The organism is Aureibaculum flavum, assembly GCF_016406085.1.
Classification (GTDB): Bacteria; Bacteroidota; Bacteroidia; order Flavobacteriales; family Flavobacteriaceae; genus Aureibaculum; species Aureibaculum flavum.
Genome location: NZ_JAEHFJ010000001.1, coordinates 339309 through 358774 on the forward strand (window position 1 = coordinate 339309; position 19466 = coordinate 358774).

Consider the following 19466-nt stretch of genomic DNA (forward strand, 5'->3'; position numbering starts at 1 on the left):
GTTTTATTATTTTTTTAAATCCCTCGATGAGGGTTTCTTGTAATATTTTTTATACTTAATATACGCTAAAATACTAATTATTGCAGAAACGATCAACCAGCCCCAAATTTCATTAGGGATAGGTGCAGCATCTCCTGTAGCATACGAATGCAAACCAGATAATAAATGATTTACCCCCAAATAGGTCATTAAAATAGTAGTGTACGCAAATACTGCTACCATATTAAAAGTAAAACGACTTCTTAACCCTGGCACAATACGCATATGCAACACAAATGCATAGACCATGATACTTACCAATGCCCAAGTTTCTTTTGGATCCCAGCCCCAATAACGTCCCCAACTTTCATTGGCCCACATACCACCCAAAAAGTTACCGATGGTTAACATTATCAAACCTATAGTTATTGACATTTCATTAATTACAGTAATTTCCTTAATCGCTAAGTCTATCTTCTTTTTATTATTCTTTGTAGTAATAGCAAATAAAACTAGAGAAATTAGTCCTAAAATCATACCAATGGTAAAAGGTCCATAACTGGCTACTATAATGGCCACGTGAATCATTAACCAATAAGAATCTAATACAGGTACTAATGTACCAATGGAAGGATCCATCCAATTCCAGTGGGCTATCATTAAAATCATTGAAGTCACAAAAGTAGTAGCTGCAACAGTTAGTGCCGATTTTTTACCAAATAATAATCCGAAAAGCATGGTTGCCCAAGCGATATAAATCATAGATTCATAACCGTTACTCCAAGGTGCATGCCCAGAAATATACCAGCGAATACCCAACCCAACAGTATGATAAATAAACAACCCTGCAATTATAATGATACCTGCCTTTACTAATTTATTGACAAGTGTAGAGCCATTGAAAATTTGAACCATTACTACAATAAACAAGAACAAAGCCCCGTACATGTAATACATAAACAGACTCTTAAAAATGTCATATTTATTGTAAAAAATCTCTAATTCTACTTTTCGGTCAGAAGGCATTACTGCTCCACCAAACTTATGCTGGTATTTATGAATACTTTCTAAAAACTCATTGGCTTTTGAATATTCATTTTTTGACGTAGCCAATTTTAAACTTCCAGAATATAACGGAATAATATTAGCTACATACAAAGAATCCGTTCCTGTAAACCCAGCTAATTTATGTTCTACATATGAAAACCATTTGTTATTTTCTTCATTTTGTAATGGGAAAAACTTAAAAATACTACCATTTATTATAGCTTGGTATAATAGCGTAACTCTACCATCTACATTCAATACACTTTCTTCAAACTTATTTTTAATCTTCTTTTTATAAGCTTTTTCAACTTCTTCACTTAATTTATATTCACCTCTATCGGTAAACATATCTGATAATCGTAAATATTCTTGATCTTCTGGAACACCTAAGATATCACGTAACTTCGTATTTGCAGACTTTACATAAATAAAAGGAACAGACATCCAAATTCTAGGATTAGTAACCATAGAGACTGCCACTTGGTTAGCATTCATACCATTGTACGTATCCTTTTTACTTACTTTCCTTAACAATTCAGAAGTAAAAGTATTAACGGGTTTCATTCTACCGTTTTCATCTTGAATAATTAGACTTCCAAATCTTTGTGCGTGTTCAACAGAAACTTTTTGTGCGGTTAAGGTCGAATCTACCTGTACCTTAGACATTCCATGTTGAATATGACTTCCTTGTGCAAAAGTCAATCCGCTAAACATCAATATCAGTATCGTTAAAGCCTCTTTTTTCTTTTTAATTTTATTCAGCATTCTACGTAAATCTGCAAAACGTGAAGTCTTTGAAAACAAGATCATAATCAGTCCCGTGTAAAGCAGTGAATACCCTAAATAAGTCACCCAAGTACCAACGGCATCATGATTAACAGACAAATGTGTTTCTTCATATTCATCAGTAATGGTATAACTAGATTGAAAAAACTTGAACCCTTTATGAATTAAAATATTATTCATAAAAACTCTAAAGTCAAAATTTTCACCATTATCCATTACGGTTATTTCACTAGCATATGATTTGGGACTATTGGACCCCGGATATCTATCCAATTGAAAATCGTTAAGCTTAATAGAAAAGGGCAATTGTAATTGTTTAGCTCCATAAGAAATTCTGAAGTTTAAACCATCCATAGAAAACATTTCAGGTGGTGTTGCTGCATACTTATAACCGTATAAATCGACTATTTTTTTATCGTTTTTGGTAACTACTTCTATGGTTAACTTATCAGCAGGGTGTTCCTCTTTATTTTCAGATGAAACTTCCACTAATTTACCTTTTGTACCTTTTTCAGGAACTACAAATTGTAAACTACCTATGTTGTGCAACGCTCTTAAATTAAATACCTGTACAGAGTCTTTTACAATAGTACCTGTGGCTTGTGTAGCCATAACCATATAATTACCTTCAAAGGGAGATTTAATTCTCAATGTATCATTTTCTGTAAATATATTTACAGCACCTTCTGTTTGATTTTCAAAAGCAACTAAAGCATTGTGAATATTAGCAACTTCACCTTTTTTGATATAATGATCATGTCTTCCACCTCCACCGGACTCTACAAAGTGTAAGAACTCTTCACCTCCCGAAGCGTTGGTAGTATCTGCTTCAAATTTCTCAAAAGCATTAGGTAAAAAGCTAACATAATTTACAGTTACCGGCTTATCTCTAAAATCAGCCTTCAAAGAAAAGTTATTACCACCTCTTAAAAAATTAAAAAATCTTGAAACTAAAGGTATAAATCGTGTTTCTGAACCAATTTCTGGAGTAAAATAATAAAGTTTGTTTATCTCTCTTGCTTCACTACCATCATCGACATGAACATTTAGAGTGGTTTTCTCTGACAGCATTAAATTAGTAGTTTCACCTTCTTGAATAGGCATAATAGCCTCATAACTTATATATCTTGTAATGGCAGCACCCACTATGATAACAATGAAAGCTAAGTGAAACATTAAAACGGAAATCTTCTCTTTACGAAGTAATCTATATCTAAAGATATTACCTATAAAATTACCAACAAAAATAAGCATGGTTAATTGAAACCACCACGAATTATAAACTAAGGCCTTAGAAGCCTGGGTTCCATAATCATTTTCTATAAATGTTGCAATACCCATAGAGGCACCAAAGACAACAAATAAAATAGCAGTAAGACGGGTTGAGAAGAGAATATTGTATATTTTTTTCATACGGATATAAGATGCAAATAAACTCGGGCGAAGATACTTAATTTTGTGTGTAAATTACTACTTTTAACGTTTTATTGTGAACCGCGAAAATTCAAAATCAGGAGATGATTTCAGTAATTCTATTAGGAACGGGTAATGTTGCCAATCATCTAATCGATGCATTCTTACAAACAAATACCGTCAATTTGGTGCAGGTTTATGGTAGAAATGCTGCTGCCTTAAAAAAAATTGAAAAGAAAGTTGATACCACTTCTAATTTAGCTCAACTTAAAGAAGCTGGTATTTATATCATCGCTATATCTGACGATGCTATTGCTGAATTATCAGAGCAATTATTAATAAAAGATAAATTGGTGGTCCATACTTCTGGAAGTGTTTCGATAGATGCCTTAAAAGCTCCTAATAGAGGTGTTTTTTATCCATTACAAACCTTTACTCAAGACAAACCTATTGACTTTGCAACCATTCCTATTTGTATTGAAACTAAACAAAAGGAAGATTTTAATCAGTTACAACAACTGGCTTCGTTACTTTCTAATAATGTTTACACTATAGATTCAAAACAAAGAAAATATATTCATCTCGCTGCCGTTTTTACTAATAATTTTGTGAATTACATGTACAAAATTGGTAATGATATTTGCGATGACAACACTATTCCTTTTGAAATTTTACATCCATTAATTTTAGAAACAGCAACTAAAATCAAAAATTATAAACCGGTGTCTATTCAAACAGGACCAGCAGTTAGAAATGATAAAAAAACAATATCAAATCATTTAAAATTGTTAAAAGACGATGAAAAGGAAATTTACAAGCTATTAACACAATCAATACAAAACACTTATGGAAAAAAGTTATAAAGAAATAATGCCTCAAATTACTACTTTTATTTTCGATGTAGATGGCGTTTTAACAGATGGAAAAGTAATGATATTCCCTGACGGCCAACTCATTAGATCTATGAATATAAAAGATGGTTATGCACTAAAAACAGCGGTTGACCAGGGGTTTAATGTCTGTATAATTTCAGGTGGCACCAACGAAGCCGTAAAATTACGATTGAAAGCGTTAGGTATTACCGACATCTTTTTGGGAGCACATCATAAAGTAAAACAATTGAATGAATATCTAAATACATACAATATTAAGTCCGAAAATGTATTATATATGGGGGATGATATTCCTGACCATCCTGTCATGGAAATTGTAGGTTTGCCTACATGCCCTAAAGATGCTGTTCCTGAAATTCAGAATATTTCACTGTATGTTTCGCAGAAAAAAGGTGGTAACGGCTGTGTACGAGATGTAATTGAACAGGTTTTAAAAGTTCAGGATAAATGGCATACAAATTTTGATGCTAAGTTAGATTAGTCAAATATGACAACTGAGGAAAAACTCTTAAAAATACCTATTTTAAGTTGGTTCGTTAAGCTTTTTAAAAAGATTAAGGTTCCGGGCTTAGAAGGCATGTCATTATATAACGTTCTTGAAATGTACGTTTTAGGTATTGTTAGAGGTGCCTTAACAGCAAGAGCTGGTGGTATTGCTTTTAGTTTTTTCATGGCCTTATTCCCTTTTGCATTATTTATTTTAACTTTAATTCCTTACATCACGATAGAAGGTTTTCAGGCTGGTTTTATGAATTTTATCCATCAAGCCTTACCTCCACAAACCTACGAAGCTGTTGATTCCGTACTTAACGACATTATCAATAATAAATACAGTGGTTTACTTTCTTTTGGGTTTATTATGTCCATTGTTTTAATGACCAATGGTATTAATGCTCTATTTGGTGGTTTTGAAGACAGTTACCATAAATTACAAACACGATCAATGATCAGGCAATTTTTGATATCTATGGCGATATCAATAGTATTGGCACTATTATTGCTGATTACAGTTGCAGTGATTATTTACTTTGAAATTGCAATCAGTAGTTTTAAAGAAAAGGGATATGTTTCTGATGATTTATTTTGGATAGATATGGGTAGGTATATTATCGTTTTAGCCATGATATTAATAACAGTCGCATTATTTTACTTTTTTGGTACTAAAGAAGGAAGACAAATTTCTTTTTTTTCGCCAGGAGCTGTACTTACCACCTTATTAATTTTACTAAACTTTAATATTTTTGGGATTTACGTTAGGAAATTCGCACAATATAACGAGCTTTACGGAACTGTAGGTACCTTACTCGTGCTCATGCTATTTATATGGCTTAATTCCATTATACTTTTATTAGGGTTTGAATTGAATGCCGCAATGATTGGATTAAAAAGAAATATAAGAGCCAATAATGAACAATAAGAATAAAATGAATAAGATAGTTTACATATTGTTAGTGCTATTTATTTACAACACTAATAGTGTTGCACAAAATATAAAGTCAATTGATTTAAATTGGCAAACCGATTTTGCTAAAGCAAAAAAAATGGCTACTTCTGAAAATAAAAGTATACTCGTTTATTTTACGGGACATGACCGAACGGATTCTTGTCAGATGTTAAATGAAGATTTTTTCTATACTGAAAAATTTGAAAATATTGCTAAAAAACACCTCATTTTAGTTAGAGTAAATTCTGATTTGAGAGACAGTGCTGTTTCGAATGATCAAAAAAAGAAAAATACAGCTCTTAGCAAACAGTTTAATCAAAGTGTACATCCAACAGTTATATTAACAGATGCAAATGGTAAACTTATAGGTAAAATTGAGAGTTATAATTATCTACGAGATACGAGTATGCATTATGCTTTGTTAGACAAGGTTATTGAATAATAATCAATACATTCTAGCATATTTTCAATAGACGGGCTTGCCCCTTCTCTACTTCCATTATTTGTAGTACTTGTTAAAAAATTTGAGTTTCACTCATAAGCGAATTTTATATAATGGTTTTGTTTTCAACTTTCAACGCTACAAATTAATAAATGCCGTTGAGCTTCAAATATGGTAATGTTTTAGTTTTAATTATTATTGAATCAATATTACAATTTCCAACCTGATTTTTTTTATTTACCAATATAGAAAGTAATCTTAGTTAGTTAGTTATGCTCAAATCAATTTGTTAGCTTAACATCAAAATATTTATTCTTTTTTTCATAAATTACGTTCATTATCTTTATCTTTTCATCAACTAAAAATAACACCAAAAAGAATTATTAAAGTAAGAAAATGCTTATTAAAGGTCTAATTTCTGCATACATTTGCAATTGCTAATGGTTTATTTATTGAACGGATAACTTTGAAAAATCACATTAATGTATAAAGTAAAATTTACTCCATACCGCAAAAGTTTAGGCAAAATAATGCTACGACAGACGAAAGATGGTAAAGGAATTTCTACTGATGGACGTTATCAGTTTTATATTGATGAAGAAATTGAAGAACCCGATTTTTGGGTTGTACAAGGAAAAGGTGTAAGAGCCGGTGAAACCTATAAAGTAGCTCCAGAAAACACCATATTATTGACGACAGAACCCAAATCAGTTTTAGTCTATCCAAAAGGGTATATAAAACAATTTGGCACCATATGCTCCTGTCAAGAACAAACTAAACATAAGAATTTAATTTTAGGTCCTGCGATACTTCCTTGGTTTGTTGGTTTTAAAAAATTAAAAGATAATACACTTTCATATTCATTGACCTATAACAACTTATTAAAGAATAAGTCGGTAAAGAAGACAAAACTTATTTCTGTAATAACAAGTAATAAGGCGTTTACAAAAGGTCATCTGCAAAGAATTGAGTTTGTTGAGAAGTTAAAAGCATATTATGGAGATCAGATTGATGTATTTGGACATGGATTTAACGATTTTGATGATAAATGGGATGTTTTAGCTCCTTATAAATATCATATCGCTATAGAAAATTCATCAGAAAATTATTATTGGACTGAGAAAATCTCCGATTGTTTTTTAGCGGAAACATTCCCCATCTATTATGGTTGTAAAAATCTTTCTGACTATTTTGACAAAGAAGCTTATCAAGCCATTGATATTCATGATTTTGAGGCTTCAATTGCCATTATTGATAAAATAATTAAGGAAGATACTTTTGAGCAAAAACAAGCCTACCTTAAAGACGCTAAAATTAAAGCAGTAACAAAGTATAACATGTTCGATTATGTAGCATCTTTATGCGATCAGATGAATGCTGAACTTCCAAAAGAAATGGTAACCATAAACAAATGTAATTCATCAGAAGATTATCATAATTTATACAACTACTTGATTAAGCATTCGCTCTTTAAATTGAAACAAAAAATTAAAGAAGTATTTAAAGGCAAGTCTGTATTATATAAAAAGTAACAAATCATTTTACTACATAAAAAAGCCGTCTCAATTGATTGAGACGGCTTTTAAAATTTATTAAGATCTAATGATTACTTTTTATCAGCATCCATTTTATCTTTTAAAGCTGCTAAAGCAGAAATATCTCCTAATGTAGATTTCTCTATATTATCGTCCATTTTCTTTTTAGTTGCTCTAACTGTTTTCTCTTCTTGCTCTCTAAAGTTAGCGGTATGAGAAACTACTAGTCTTCTATATTCTTTATTGAATTCTAAAACTTTAAAGTCAACTTTATCTCCTTTAACGATTTTAGATCCATCTTCTTTTTCCATGTGGCGTTGTGGCACAAATGCTTCAACATCATCATCTCCAAAAGAAACTAAAGCTCCTTTATCAGTTACAGAAGTTACTTCACCAGCATGAACAGAATCAATTGAGAACTTATCTTCATAAGCATCCCAAGGATTTTCAGTAGTTTGTTTATGACCTAAATTTAATTTACGTCCTTCTACATCTAATTCTAATACTTCAACTTCTAATTTATCACCAACTTTTACAAAATCAGATGGGTGTTTTACTTTAGTTGTCCAAGATAAATCAGAAATATAAACTAAACCGTCAATACCTTCTTCTAATTCAACAAACACACCAAAATTAGTGTAATTTCTTACCGTACCAGTATGTTTGGAACCTACAGGATATTTAGTAGTTACATCTGTCCAAGGATCAGGATGTAATTGTTTCATACCAAGAGACATTTTACGCTCTTCTCTATCTAGCGTTAAGATTACTGCTTCAACCTCATCACCTACTTTTACGAAATCTTGTGCAGAACGTAAATGTGTAGACCATGACATTTCAGAAACGTGAATTAATCCTTCAACACCTTGACTTACTTCGATAAACGCACCGTAATCAGCAATAATAGCAACTTTACCTTTTACTTTATCACCAACTTTAAGTTCATTATCTAACGCTTCCCAAGGATGTTTCTGTAATTGTTTTAATCCTAATTGAATTCTAGATTTATTATCATCAAAATCAAGGATTACTACATTTATTTTCTCATCTAATTCAAGTACTTCACTTGGGTGATTAATTCTACTCCAAGATAAATCTGTAATATGAACTAAACCATCAACACCACCTAAATCAACAAATACACCATAAGAAGTAATATTTTTAACAATACCTTCTAGTACTTGTCCTTTTTCTAATTGGCCAATGATTTCTTTTTTCTGTTCAGCTAAATCAGCTTCAATTAATGCTTTGTGAGACACTACAACGTTTTTAAATTCGTGATTTACTTTAACCACTTTAAATTCCATTGTTTTATCAACATATTGATCGTAATCTCTAATTGGCTTAACATCAATTTGAGAACCTGGTAAGAATGCTTCGATTCCAAAAACATCTACAATCATACCACCTTTAGTTCTACATTTGATATAACCATTAACCACTTCTTGAGTTTCATGTGCTGTATTAACACGTTCCCAAGCCTTGATTACTCTTGCTTTTTTGTGTGACAATACTAATTGACCAGTACTATCTTCACGCTTATCTACCAATACCTCAACAGTATCACCTACTGCTAAATTTGGATTATATCTAAATTCGTTTAAAGAAATTACACCTTCTGATTTAGAATTGATATCAATAATTGCTTCTCTATCAGTCAATCTAATAACTTCTCCATCGATAACTTGACGCTCCTCAACAAAACCTACCGTTCCTTTAAGTGCTTTATCAAATTCTTCTAATTTTGATTCATCAACTGCTTCAATACCTTCTTCGTATTTATGCCAGTTAAAGTTATCTAAAAATTCTTGAGTGTTTGTTGGTTCCGGAGCAGGAGCTTCTGCTTTAACTTCTTCAGTTTTAGCAACAACTTCTTTTTCTTCTTTCTTTGGAGCCTCTTCCTTTACTTCTTCAACAACAGCTGCTTTCTCCTCTTGTTTAGGAGCCTCTGCTGCTACTTCTTCTTTCTTTTCTTCTTTCGGAGCTTCAACTTCTTCTTTTGCATCTTCAGCATATACCGCTTGTGCTCCAAATTCTTCAACTAAAATAGTATAGAAAATAGCTCTGTACTTATTTCTGTTTGAAGATCCTATTGTTTCAATAGCCTTTTGGATAGCTTCATCTAATTTTGGAGTATCTTCTAATCCTAATTTTTTGATTAAAAAATTCTTCTTTACAGTATCTAATTCTTTTGTATCAGAACTTGATACTTTTTCAGCATCAACTTTGTAGATTGAAGGACCTAATCCTTTGGTTACACTTGCTAATAAATTAGTATCTAATTTTAAACCTAATTTGTTAACTTCTTCTGTGTATTGATCTATTTTTTCTTGTAGTTTAGACATATGGTCTAATAAATTTTGTATTTTATTGAAATTCAGATTTTTAACGACAACCTCAATAAAAGAGTTTATATTAATTTTTGTTTTCTAATTCCTTTCTAAATCTGTACTCGTAAAAAGGAGTGCAAAAGTATTGATTTTTTCTCAATCTAACAATAAGAATATCAAATAAATGCAAAGAAAAAACAGAGAATATTTTGTTTAGAGATTACCTATTGCAATTACCCTAAATATTGATGTTATTTTTATCATGATAAATATCATTTTTTTTACAGGTTTTAACTTCTAAATTTACCTTACAATTTTTAAAGTAGATACCATGAAAAATATACTTTACGCTACTGACTATTCAAAGTATTCTGTTACCGCGTTACAATATGCATATCAGTTAAGTACAAAAATGAATATCCAATTAAAGGTAATTCATGTATTTCACTATCCATCCACATTATTAAATATTGTTGGAGATACTGAACCTGACTTTGGTGTAAACTATTTTGAAAAACATGCCTCCAAATTAGAACAATTTTGTATCGATAATTTAGGTTATGATTTAACAAATATAACTGTTGAAGCTGTTGAAAATAAATCCGTTTTAAACGGAATTATCGAAAAAGCTCAAGAATTAGATTCAACATTTGTAGTTGTTGGTACCAAAGGTAATGGCACTATTAAGGATTTTATAATGGGTAATACCACTAAAAACTTAATAGAAAAAAGTTTATTTCCAATACTATCTATTCCTTATCAAAAAAGAATCTCAAAAATAAAAACGATAGTATATGCTACTGCCTTTGAAGAAGATGACATACATGCTATTTGTAAATTAACTGAAATTGCAGAACCTTTAAAATCAGAAATAAAAGTGGTCCATGCATCTTTAAAAGATGAATATCCTGGTGAGGTTCAAATGGCTTGGTTTAAAGAAATGATTGCCAATAAAATAAAATATGACAAAATTAGCTTTGAAGTAATTTCTTCAGATGACGTTTTTAATTCATTGCGATTATACGCTGAAAAAAACGATGCAGATTTAATTGCTATGCTAGACCGCAAGAAAGGTGGATTTTTAAAAAAATTATTAAATAAAGATACGGTATTGCTAATGAATGATTATGGCAAATATCCACTGATTAGTTTTAATGTTAGTAATTGTTTGAAACTAAACTTTTCCTAATATCGGAATACCAAGACTGATACAGGTCATTTTATTTAGGTTACAATTTTTGTTTTTTTATATAAAAATTAATCATCATGAAAAATATACTTTTACCTACAGACTTTTCTGAAAATTCTAAAAACGCTATTAATTACGCATTAGAGTTATTTAATAATGAACGGTGTAAATTTTATATTTTAAACACCTATACGCCTATAATCTATAACTATGATTATCAAATGAGTAGTGGTGCTTATATGGGCAATGTAGTTGATGTTATCAGGAATAACTCATTAGAAGCACTAAATGATCTTGAAAAATATGTAATTGAAAAATATAACAATCCCAATCACGAATTCGAATTAATCTCTTCATTTAGCACACTTACCGACGAAATTGATTTGCTAGTAGCTCAAAAGAATTTGGATTTAATAATTATGGGTACCAAAGGAGCTTCTGGTGTTGAAGAAGTACTTTTTGGTACAAACACCATTCATACCATAAAAAAAGTCAAATGCCCCGTGTTGGCTATACCTGATGGTTTTTTCTTTGAAAAACCAAAAGATATTCTTTTTCCTACGGACTATAAAATTGATTACTCGGCTAAACATTTAGATATTTTAGAAACAATTAGCAGTATATACAACTCTAAAGTGCATATACTGCATGTTTCTTCAAATAGAGATTTAAATGATGAAGAAAATACCCATAAAAATAAATTAGACAAATTGTTAAGTACTCTAAATAAAGAATTTTATTCTGTAAAAGATCAAGAAATTCCACAAGCAATAAATGAGTTTCAAAAAACCACCTATGTTCATATGTTAATGATGATTAAAAATAAACATACATTCTTAGAAAATTTATTCTTTAAAAAAGTTATCAATCAAATTGGATTTCATTTAACCGTTCCATTCTTGGTTGTTCCTTCTAATTTTTAAATTAAGTAAAATGAAAAATATATTAATACCGATCGACTTTTCTAAAAATTCTAAAAGTGCCGTTGAATATGCATTAAAGCTATATGAAAATGAGGTTTGTACTTTTTATTTTTTACATTCTACTAATTTCATTAACTCTACTTCAAGAACATATATAACACCGCATTATGTTGAAGAATCACATAAAAAAGGGTTGAAAAAAATGCAAGAATTAGAATTAAAAACGAAACGGGAAAATGCACATGCAAAACATGATTATAAGCATATTATAAGCAATGACAAATTACATACCGCCATTGATAAAGCCATTAAACAGAATGATATTGAGCTTATAATTATGGGCACTAAAGGATGTACTGCAGCTGTTGAATTCTTTGCGGGCAGTAATACCGTCGAAGTCATTAATAAGGTTAAAAATTGTCCTATTTTAGTTATTCCAGAAGAATATAGTTTTATTGCTCCAAAACAAATTGGTTTTCCAACAGATTATAACCGTAAATATACGGATAGAGAACTAGAGACACTTAAAAACATGACCACGTTATATAATTCTGAAATAAGAATTGTACATATCAATGTCGAAAAAAGTTTAACGCTTTCTCAAAAAAAGAATATAGAAAGATTAGAGAACTATTTAGCCGACCAGAAATACAATTTTCATTACATTGATGACAATTCAAAAAAATCAGAAAACATAATTATGTTTATCAAAGATTATAAGATTGACATGCTTGCCATGGTAAATTATGAACATGGTCCAATTGAGAATGTACTAAAGGAACCTGTGATAAAAAAATTAGCTTTTCATCCTAAAATTCCACTTTTAGTAATACCTGAATAATATATTCAAAAACAACGTATTATTCGTTAAAATACTGATTACAATTTGTTCAATTAAAATTAGTACTAATGAAAAATATTTTAATTCCTACCGACTTTTCTGATAATGCTTGGGATGCATTACTCTATGCCATAAGATTGTACGATACTGTTCCTGCTCATTTTTATATTTTACATACCTACCAAGCTGGTACTTCTAGAACTAGTAACCGAATGTCTAAGTATAGAGATACGCATCTTCATAGGGTATTAAAAGATGAATCAGAAAAAGGACTGAAAAAAATTCAACGTTATTTAGATGAAAATTTATTAAATGACGATCACAAATACCAAACAATATCTCAGGCTGGTGATTTAGTTTTTCAGATTAAACAAGTTGTTGCAAATTATAATATAGATATTATCGTAATGGGCACTACTGGTGCTACTGGTGCTAAGGAGATTTTTATGGGAAGTAATGCTGTTAGCGTAATTAACCATATAGAACTTTGCCCCGTATTAACAGTACCAAAAGATTATGAATTTACAGAATTAAAAAACATCATGTTTGCCACCGATTTAAAGAAAAAATTTAGTTCCATTGAACTCGATTGTTTACTTGAATTACAAACAATTCATGATAGTAAAATTAATTTGCTATATGTTAAGGAATATTATGGTTTAAATGAAAACCAACTTTATAATTTAATAGAAATAAAAGCATTATTCAAAGATAATCCGGCGACATTTTTAGAAACAGAATTAAAAGATAAGGTTGCAAAAACAATCATTAATTATTGTGAGAAAAATGAAGTTGATTTGGTCTGCTTAGTTAACTCTGAAAAGAAATTTCTAAAAAAATTAATGGAGGAAAATGTTATAAAAAAGATGAGTTTTCATAGTGCCATACCTTTATTAATTATCCCTATTTAGTATTAATTGATATAAGTAAAACTTAAAACCTTTCACGCCATTTTTTTTCTGATTATCAACTGATTAATATCATTTCATTCTTTAATTTATAGAAGTACATTTAAAGAACTAAATGTAGCACTATTATGAAAAATATAATCAGTATACTACTTGGGTTTATGCTTGTAAGCTGTTCTTCAGCTGAATTGGTTAACAATTGGAAAAATCCAGATATCGACTCTTTCGCTCCTGCCAAAATATTAATAATAGGAATGACTTCTAATGACGAGGCTAGACAAAAATTTGAAGAAAAACTAAAACAGAAATATCAATCTAGAGGTGTTGAAGCGGTGACAAGTTACGAGCTATTTGAGGAATCTCTTATGAGCTATAGAAGATCTGAAGATGACTTAGTTATGCTAGAAGATAGCCTAATAAAAGATGGATTTGACAGTGTTTTGTTAACTAAAGTTGCTGGTGTAGAAGACCGTACGGCATTTTTCAATAAATTTGATAAAGATACAAACTATGGGTTTAAATATGATTATTACAATAATCAAGAAATATATTTTAATAGAAATTATTACGATGAATATAAAGTATATCATGTAGAAACCTCATTGTATTGTATTTGTAAAACAGAAGAAAGAACGCTCATTTGGAAAGGTTATATTGATATTATTGACCCTAATTCCATAAATGAAACGGTAAAAGATTATATTAATTTAGTATTGTTTGTATTAGAAGAACAAAACTTAATACAAAAAAATGAATAACTAGATTTAAGACGATTAGTCTCTGTAGTTCACCTATGATATTTTAAATTGTAATTCTACTACCAACCTAATAATTTATCGCTGTAGTATTTTCTAATTGTCTTTATTATTCACTTTCAGTTTCTTCTTTTCCAATTTTTTGAAATAACCTCTGAATAAAAAATTATGCTTTAACGCTTCTAAATTTTCATTTAAAAGGGTACTTCCGTCCTTTAAGTTCATCATAGTGCTGTCTATATTCTTAACAAAAACGGTATCATTAATCATATAATTGAGTGCACCATCACCTGATTTTATTCCTAAAACCACATTATTTATATTATTAAGCACTGAATCTATTTTACTACTAGAGTAATCAAGGTTTTGAATGATAGATTTCATTTTTTTTGCTGAAATAGAATCACTCAATAAGACAGCCGCCACACTCTCATTATAATTTACTGAATTCATAATTTTATTTAGTTTATCTATAGTCTCTGAAGCACTTATACTGGCGGATTTTAAAGTTAAAAAAGTCTCTTTAATATTTAACGCTAAGTTTTCATCATTGATTAGCATTCCAAGCGTTCCTTTACCTTGATTTACTTCAGTGGTTATTTTTAGTAAATCTGATGTCAGTAGTGCTGCATTTTCATTGGTTGTATTTAAAGTCGACATCATATCGCTGGTTGAAATTTTACTAAATGATTTAATCGTATCTCCAGACATTAATGCTTCGGAACTTTCTTTTACGGGAACAATGTTAATAATCATACTCCCCACCAAACCGTCAGAACTAATCGCCGCTAATGCATTCTTTTTTAAATGTTGTAAAATTTTATCTTCAACAATCATGTCTACACAAATTGTAGTGTCATTAATCATTTCTATACTTTTTACGGTTCCGACATTAATACCCGAATATCTAACATTATTACCTAATTGTAAACCGTTCACATTATTAAACACGGCACTTATCCTAAAGGTTTTACCAAAAATATTTTGTTTATTCCCAATAAAATAAAGAGCAATAATTAATAATAGTGTACTCACAATTATAAATAAACCCAATTTAAATTTCTGTGTTTTCGTTTGTTGCATAGCTTCATTATTTAAAAAATGCTTTAATATTTTTATCAGTTGATAATGCCAATTCTGCAAAACTACCTTCAGCATAATTTACACCATCAATTAGCAGAATCATTCTGTTCGCAATTACTCGAGCACAATCAACGTCGTGCGTTATTATTAACGATGAAGCTCCATATTTTTCTTGAATATCTCTCATCAACTGAATAATTTCTTTTGACGTTATCGGATCTAATCCCGTAGTAGGTTCATCATAAATTATGATTTTAGGTTTTAAAATAATAGCTCTTGCTAAAGCAACCCTACGTTTCATACCTCCTGAAAGTTCATCTGGCATTAAATCTATTACTTGTGGTAAACCCACACTCTCTAATGCCTCTATAACTAATGCCTCTTTTTGTTTATATTTTTCTTTGTTTTTACGCAACGGAAACTCTAAGTTTTCTCGTACGGTCATAGAATCATAAAGTGCACTACCCTGAAAAAGGAACCCTATTTGCGTTCTTAATTCGTTTAATTGACTCAGTGTAAGTTTAGAAAGATCTTGACCCATAATTTCAATAAGACCACTATCATGATCTAATAAGCCCATTAAACATTTAATCATTACGGACTTACCAGAACCTGATTTTCCCATAATCACTAAACTTTCACCTTTGTATAATTCTAAAGAAAATCCATTAAGCACATGGTTATCTCCGAAACTTTTTTTCAAGTCTACTATTTTTAAAACGGGTTCTCTGTTGTTTGTTTTTTCCATATTTAAACTTCAAAAAATATATCAACAATAAAAACAGCTATAAAATCTATTACAAAAAGAAGCATAGAGGTATAAACTACAGCAGCATTAGAAGCTTCGCCAACACCAACAGTACCTTTTTTACAATAATAACCTTTAAATGTACCTACCAAACCAATGGCAAAACCGAAGAAAAATGATTTTACCGTGGCCGGAATTATATCAGAATATTCTAATGCATCAATGACTTTGTTAAAATAGAGTAAAAATGAAACTTCGCCCTTTAGATTCTCTATAATTGCCGAGCCTATTAATGCAACAGCATCACCAAAAATAATAAGTAAAGGAAGCATTAATGTAGCGGCCAAAATACGCGTTACTACTAAATACTTAAAGGGATTTGTTCCTGAAACCTCCATAGCATCTATTTGTTCTGTCACTCTCATAGAGCCTAGTTCAGCACCAATACCAGAGCCAATTCTTCCTGCACAAATCAATGCAATAATAACAGGTCCAATTTCTCTCACAATAGAAATACTGACCATGGAGGGCATCCAAGATTCAGCTCCAAATTCCATTAAAGTGGGTCGCGATTGCAGTGTAAAAACCAAACCTAATATAAATCCAGTTACCCCCACCAATAACAACGAACGGTTACCCATATTATAACATTGGCGTAACAATTCTTTAAATTCAAAAGGTCTCGTGAAAACTTCTTTAAAAAAGCGACCTGCAAAATATGCCAGTTCACCTATTTCTTCAAAAAAGGATTTAAATTTAGTCGCTAATTGTGTTGATTTGGATTTCATATCAATACAAATTTACCACTGATATTTATGTAATAAAATGATTTAGATCATTTATAATCATTGAAGTTATTAGTCCTTTTTAAATAAAATATTCAACAAGACAGAGCTTATTTAAAGGATCAGGCTAAACTTTTCTTTTACTTTATTCACCACTTCCATAACCATCATTTCTTCTATAATCAAAATTTCAGAAATCTCACTCACACTTTGATTTGCAAAAACATACAACTCAATAATGGCTTTGCTTCTTGGTGGCATCTTAAAAAATAGGCTTCCTAATAATTTTCGTTTTTTAGCAGATTGTAAAGTCAAATCTTCTAAATTCAGTTTACTGGTAATTAGTTTTTCTATGGATTGATCTAAGATAATATGTTTAGGCTTAAAATCGTTTTGATGGTAAGAAATATCATCTAATTCCTCATACAATATAAAGTCACCATCGCCATCTACAGTATACCTTTCATCCATGGTTTGCAATTCCTCTTTTATGATATCACCAATATTGATATTATTTTCAAATTGGTGACCTAATATGGTTATTTCATCAATTTTTTCAACACTTTTTTCAAAAAGCATTCTTCTTAAATCCTTTTTCGCAATTTTATTATTGAAATTTTCAAATACGTTCAGGTACACCTCATCCAAAATATCATTAGGATTAAAAAAATTCTTATCTATTACCCCTAAATCCTCCGCAATATTTAGCTTTCTTGCTATAAAATCTTTAAGACTAGGTATAAAGCTTGAAACTTTTACATAAAAATGTTTAAAATTATTCTCTAATCTTAATTGTTGTAATTCTTTAGTAATCATGATTCGGAAATTTAGATAGTTAGAATTATATATATTAAAGCATGTACGTAAAATATATCAGAATTGACTTTAATTCTTTCTTTTCCTTCCTGTCATTTCATTAATTTTAATATGAAAGACAATGGGCTCGCCATCATCATAAATTTTGCTTGAAAATTCACTAATAAAATGAAGGTCTTTCAGTTCTTTTTTTCTAATTATATCCTTAATACATATAGAAAAATCATGTAGATAATATTTAGCATCGACACCTGATAATTCTTCATATACACCATGTACAAGCACAGATCTCCAATTACTAGGCGATTGAATTTCTGCAACTTCCAATGAAACAAAATTGTTTTTTCGCATCGCCATTGTTTTTTGACCACCTTCTGTATACCCTATTATACAATTATTCTCTTTACAATAATAGTAGGTTATAGGTACAACAAATGGCCTATTCTGAAATATATACCCTAGGTAACCAATATAATTGGAACTGAGTATTTGAATTAACTCTTTATCTTTAACTACCTGTATCATCCTTTCATATTTTTATTAAAAATAATAAGAAATTAGCTGTTTTAAAATGACCAATATCAGTTGAACAAAATGTATTAGTTCGTTTTATTTATAGCTACTTCTAGTTTAGGTATTTTTATCAATTCTAATGTGGTAGATGCTAACATTACCTTTCCATTAGTCAAATAAATTTCTTTTCTAATTTCATCATTCAATACATCTTTTGTGCCACGGCGTTTCTTATAATCAACAATATATCTAAGATTGAATTGAATCCAATTATCATTTAAGGTTATCGCTAAAGTTGGATCTACCTCTGCATTTTCTATATAATATTTATTTACAATATCATTCCATTTAGCCTTTGAGTTTAAGGTATAATCTGATAATACTTTACGAGCTATTTTAATAACAATACGTTTTGCTAATTCAATGTCTGATCCATATTTAATAGGTAAGTTAAACTCATCCCAGATAAAGGGAAAATCTTGAGAATAATTATAAATGGGGCCTTTAAACACAAAGGCGTTACTTAGTTTTACAATTCTACCACTGTAATTATCACTACTTACCCATTGGCCAATTTCCATCATGGTGGTATAAATACTATCCACATCAATAACATCTCCTTTAATACCATTGATTTCAATTCTATCTCCAGGTTTGTATACTTTAACTAAAAAAATATAAACGGATCCTGCCAAGCTCAAAATCAATTCTTGTAATGTAAAAGCAATCCCTGCCGTAAAAACACCAATAGCAATAGTGAAATTTTTTATGGAACCAGAAAAATAAAAAAGAGATACAAGAATTAATAGTATATAGCCCAATATTTCAATACCTTTTTGAGATTTATAACGTGCATTTGTGTTCGTAATTCTTTTCCTTAAAATTCTCCTCGTTAATTTTATTACAATAATAATGAGAAACACCCATAACAAGTATTTTACGATACTCACTATAGAAGGATTTTCAGTAATCCAATTTTTAATAATCTCAACTATATTCATTGCTTTTAAGAATTAATTATTTATTTCTAATAAAG

18 protein-coding genes are annotated in these 19466 nt (G+C 30.1%); 10 read left to right on the forward strand and 8 right to left on the reverse strand.

What is annotated here, in order from left to right:
• Positions 1-6: 6 nt before the first annotated feature.
• On the reverse strand, positions 7-3225 hold the full coding sequence (locus JBL43_RS01405) for a cytochrome c biogenesis protein (RefSeq protein ID WP_198839700.1): 3219 nt from the start codon (positions 3223-3225) through the stop codon (positions 7-9).
• A gap of 104 nt (positions 3226-3329) precedes the next feature.
• On the opposite strand from JBL43_RS01405, the gene JBL43_RS01410 reads away from it, so the two are divergent.
• From JBL43_RS01410 to JBL43_RS01430, 5 genes are all read left to right on the forward strand, one after another.
• Complete coding sequence (locus JBL43_RS01410; protein WP_198839701.1) at positions 3330-4088, forward strand: Rossmann-like and DUF2520 domain-containing protein; 759 nt, start codon at positions 3330-3332, stop codon at positions 4086-4088.
• Positions 4072-4599 (forward strand): KdsC family phosphatase, encoded by a 528-nt coding sequence (locus JBL43_RS01415; protein ID WP_198839702.1) that lies wholly within the window; start codon positions 4072-4074, stop codon positions 4597-4599. The genes JBL43_RS01410 and JBL43_RS01415 overlap by 17 nt, the downstream gene beginning before the upstream one ends.
• Positions 4600-4605: 6 nt before the next feature.
• Positions 4606-5535: a YihY/virulence factor BrkB family protein gene (locus JBL43_RS01420; RefSeq protein WP_198839703.1), complete on the forward strand. Its 930-nt coding sequence runs from the start codon at positions 4606-4608 to the stop codon at positions 5533-5535.
• 7 nt (positions 5536-5542) lie between these two features.
• On the forward strand, positions 5543-6004 hold the full coding sequence (locus JBL43_RS01425; RefSeq protein WP_198839704.1) for a thioredoxin family protein: 462 nt from the start codon (positions 5543-5545) through the stop codon (positions 6002-6004).
• 530 nt (positions 6005-6534) lie between these two features.
• Positions 6535-7536 carry a glycosyltransferase family 10 domain-containing protein gene (locus tag JBL43_RS01430; protein WP_198839705.1) on the forward strand — a complete coding sequence of 334 codons (1002 nt, stop codon included), beginning with the start codon at positions 6535-6537 and terminating at the stop codon, positions 7534-7536.
• Positions 7537-7610: 74 nt separating this feature from the next.
• Here the strand turns inward: JBL43_RS01430 and rpsA are convergent, their stop codons facing one another.
• Entirely contained in the window at positions 7611-9884 is a 2274-nt protein-coding gene (gene rpsA, locus JBL43_RS01435) for a 30S ribosomal protein S1 (RefSeq protein WP_198839706.1), read from the reverse strand.
• Between the two features lie 316 nt (positions 9885-10200).
• Between rpsA and JBL43_RS01440 the strand changes: the two genes are divergently transcribed.
• The 5 genes from JBL43_RS01440 (at position 10201) to JBL43_RS01460 (ending at position 14488) form a co-directional block, all read left to right on the forward strand.
• A complete protein-coding gene (locus JBL43_RS01440; RefSeq protein ID WP_198839707.1) occupies positions 10201-11058 on the forward strand; it encodes a universal stress protein in 858 nt (285 codons plus the stop codon).
• 77 nt (positions 11059-11135) lie between these two features.
• The gene (locus tag JBL43_RS01445; protein ID WP_198839708.1) at positions 11136-11981 is read left to right on the forward strand and encodes a universal stress protein; all 846 of its coding nucleotides are present in this window, start codon (positions 11136-11138) and stop codon (positions 11979-11981) included.
• Positions 11982-11991: 10 nt separating this feature from the next.
• Entirely contained in the window at positions 11992-12822 is an 831-nt protein-coding gene (locus tag JBL43_RS01450) for a universal stress protein (RefSeq protein WP_198839709.1), read from the forward strand.
• 68 nt (positions 12823-12890) lie between these two features.
• Complete coding sequence (locus tag JBL43_RS01455) at positions 12891-13733, forward strand: universal stress protein (protein ID WP_198839710.1); 843 nt, start codon at positions 12891-12893, stop codon at positions 13731-13733.
• 125 nt (positions 13734-13858) lie between these two features.
• Positions 13859-14488 (forward strand): hypothetical protein, encoded by a 630-nt coding sequence (locus tag JBL43_RS01460; protein WP_198839711.1) that lies wholly within the window; start codon positions 13859-13861, stop codon positions 14486-14488.
• Positions 14489-14581: 93 nt separating this feature from the next.
• Here JBL43_RS01460 and JBL43_RS01465 read toward each other — a convergent pair whose 3' ends face one another.
• The 6 genes from JBL43_RS01465 to JBL43_RS01490 all read right to left on the reverse strand — a co-directional run bounded on the left by JBL43_RS01465 (position 14582) and on the right by JBL43_RS01490 (position 19431).
• Entirely contained in the window at positions 14582-15568 is a 987-nt protein-coding gene (locus JBL43_RS01465; protein WP_198839712.1) for an MlaD family protein, read from the reverse strand.
• A 7-nt stretch (positions 15569-15575) separates the two neighbouring features.
• Positions 15576-16316 carry an ABC transporter ATP-binding protein gene (locus JBL43_RS01470; RefSeq protein WP_198839713.1) on the reverse strand — a complete coding sequence of 247 codons (741 nt, stop codon included), beginning with the start codon at positions 16314-16316 and terminating at the stop codon, positions 15576-15578.
• 2 nt (positions 16317-16318) lie between these two features.
• Positions 16319-17104 carry an MlaE family ABC transporter permease gene (locus tag JBL43_RS01475; RefSeq protein WP_198839714.1) on the reverse strand — a complete coding sequence of 262 codons (786 nt, stop codon included), beginning with the start codon at positions 17102-17104 and terminating at the stop codon, positions 16319-16321.
• Between the two features lie 111 nt (positions 17105-17215).
• Positions 17216-17917, reverse strand: a complete 702-nt coding sequence (locus JBL43_RS01480; RefSeq protein WP_198839715.1) for a hypothetical protein — start codon at positions 17915-17917, stop codon at positions 17216-17218.
• 69 nt (positions 17918-17986) lie between these two features.
• Positions 17987-18442 carry a pyridoxamine 5'-phosphate oxidase family protein gene (locus JBL43_RS01485; protein ID WP_198839716.1) on the reverse strand — a complete coding sequence of 152 codons (456 nt, stop codon included), beginning with the start codon at positions 18440-18442 and terminating at the stop codon, positions 17987-17989.
• 74 nt (positions 18443-18516) lie between these two features.
• A complete protein-coding gene (locus tag JBL43_RS01490; protein WP_198839717.1) occupies positions 18517-19431 on the reverse strand; it encodes a mechanosensitive ion channel family protein in 915 nt (304 codons plus the stop codon).
• Positions 19432-19466 lie beyond the last annotated feature (35 nt).

Excerpts from the sequence above, each read along its gene's own strand:
- JBL43_RS01405 (WP_198839700.1), bottom strand. The coding sequence starts at position 3,225 with ATGAAAAAAATATACAATATTCTCTTCTCAACCCGTCTTACTGCTATT.
- JBL43_RS01410 (WP_198839701.1), top strand. The coding sequence starts at position 3,330 with ATGATTTCAGTAATTCTATTAGGAACGGGTAATGTTGCCAATCATCTA.
- JBL43_RS01415 (WP_198839702.1), top strand. The coding sequence starts at position 4,072 with ATGGAAAAAAGTTATAAAGAAATAATGCCTCAAATTACTACTTTTATT.
- JBL43_RS01420 (WP_198839703.1), top strand. The coding sequence starts at position 4,606 with ATGACAACTGAGGAAAAACTCTTAAAAATACCTATTTTAAGTTGGTTC.
- JBL43_RS01425 (WP_198839704.1), top strand. The coding sequence starts at position 5,543 with ATGAATAAGATAGTTTACATATTGTTAGTGCTATTTATTTACAACACT.
- JBL43_RS01430 (WP_198839705.1), top strand. The coding sequence starts at position 6,535 with ATGCTACGACAGACGAAAGATGGTAAAGGAATTTCTACTGATGGACGT.
- rpsA (WP_198839706.1), bottom strand. The coding sequence starts at position 9,884 with ATGTCTAAACTACAAGAAAAAATAGATCAATACACAGAAGAAGTTAAC.
- JBL43_RS01440 (WP_198839707.1), top strand. The coding sequence starts at position 10,201 with ATGAAAAATATACTTTACGCTACTGACTATTCAAAGTATTCTGTTACC.
- JBL43_RS01445 (WP_198839708.1), top strand. The coding sequence starts at position 11,136 with ATGAAAAATATACTTTTACCTACAGACTTTTCTGAAAATTCTAAAAAC.
- JBL43_RS01450 (WP_198839709.1), top strand. The coding sequence starts at position 11,992 with ATGAAAAATATATTAATACCGATCGACTTTTCTAAAAATTCTAAAAGT.
- JBL43_RS01455 (WP_198839710.1), top strand. The coding sequence starts at position 12,891 with ATGAAAAATATTTTAATTCCTACCGACTTTTCTGATAATGCTTGGGAT.
- JBL43_RS01460 (WP_198839711.1), top strand. The coding sequence starts at position 13,859 with ATGAAAAATATAATCAGTATACTACTTGGGTTTATGCTTGTAAGCTGT.
- JBL43_RS01465 (WP_198839712.1), bottom strand. The coding sequence starts at position 15,568 with ATGCAACAAACGAAAACACAGAAATTTAAATTGGGTTTATTTATAATT.
- JBL43_RS01470 (WP_198839713.1), bottom strand. The coding sequence starts at position 16,316 with ATGGAAAAAACAAACAACAGAGAACCCGTTTTAAAAATAGTAGACTTG.
- JBL43_RS01475 (WP_198839714.1), bottom strand. The coding sequence starts at position 17,104 with ATGAAATCCAAATCAACACAATTAGCGACTAAATTTAAATCCTTTTTT.
- JBL43_RS01480 (WP_198839715.1), bottom strand. The coding sequence starts at position 17,917 with ATGATTACTAAAGAATTACAACAATTAAGATTAGAGAATAATTTTAAA.
- JBL43_RS01485 (WP_198839716.1), bottom strand. The coding sequence starts at position 18,442 with ATGATACAGGTAGTTAAAGATAAAGAGTTAATTCAAATACTCAGTTCC.
- JBL43_RS01490 (WP_198839717.1), bottom strand. The coding sequence starts at position 19,431 with ATGAATATAGTTGAGATTATTAAAAATTGGATTACTGAAAATCCTTCT.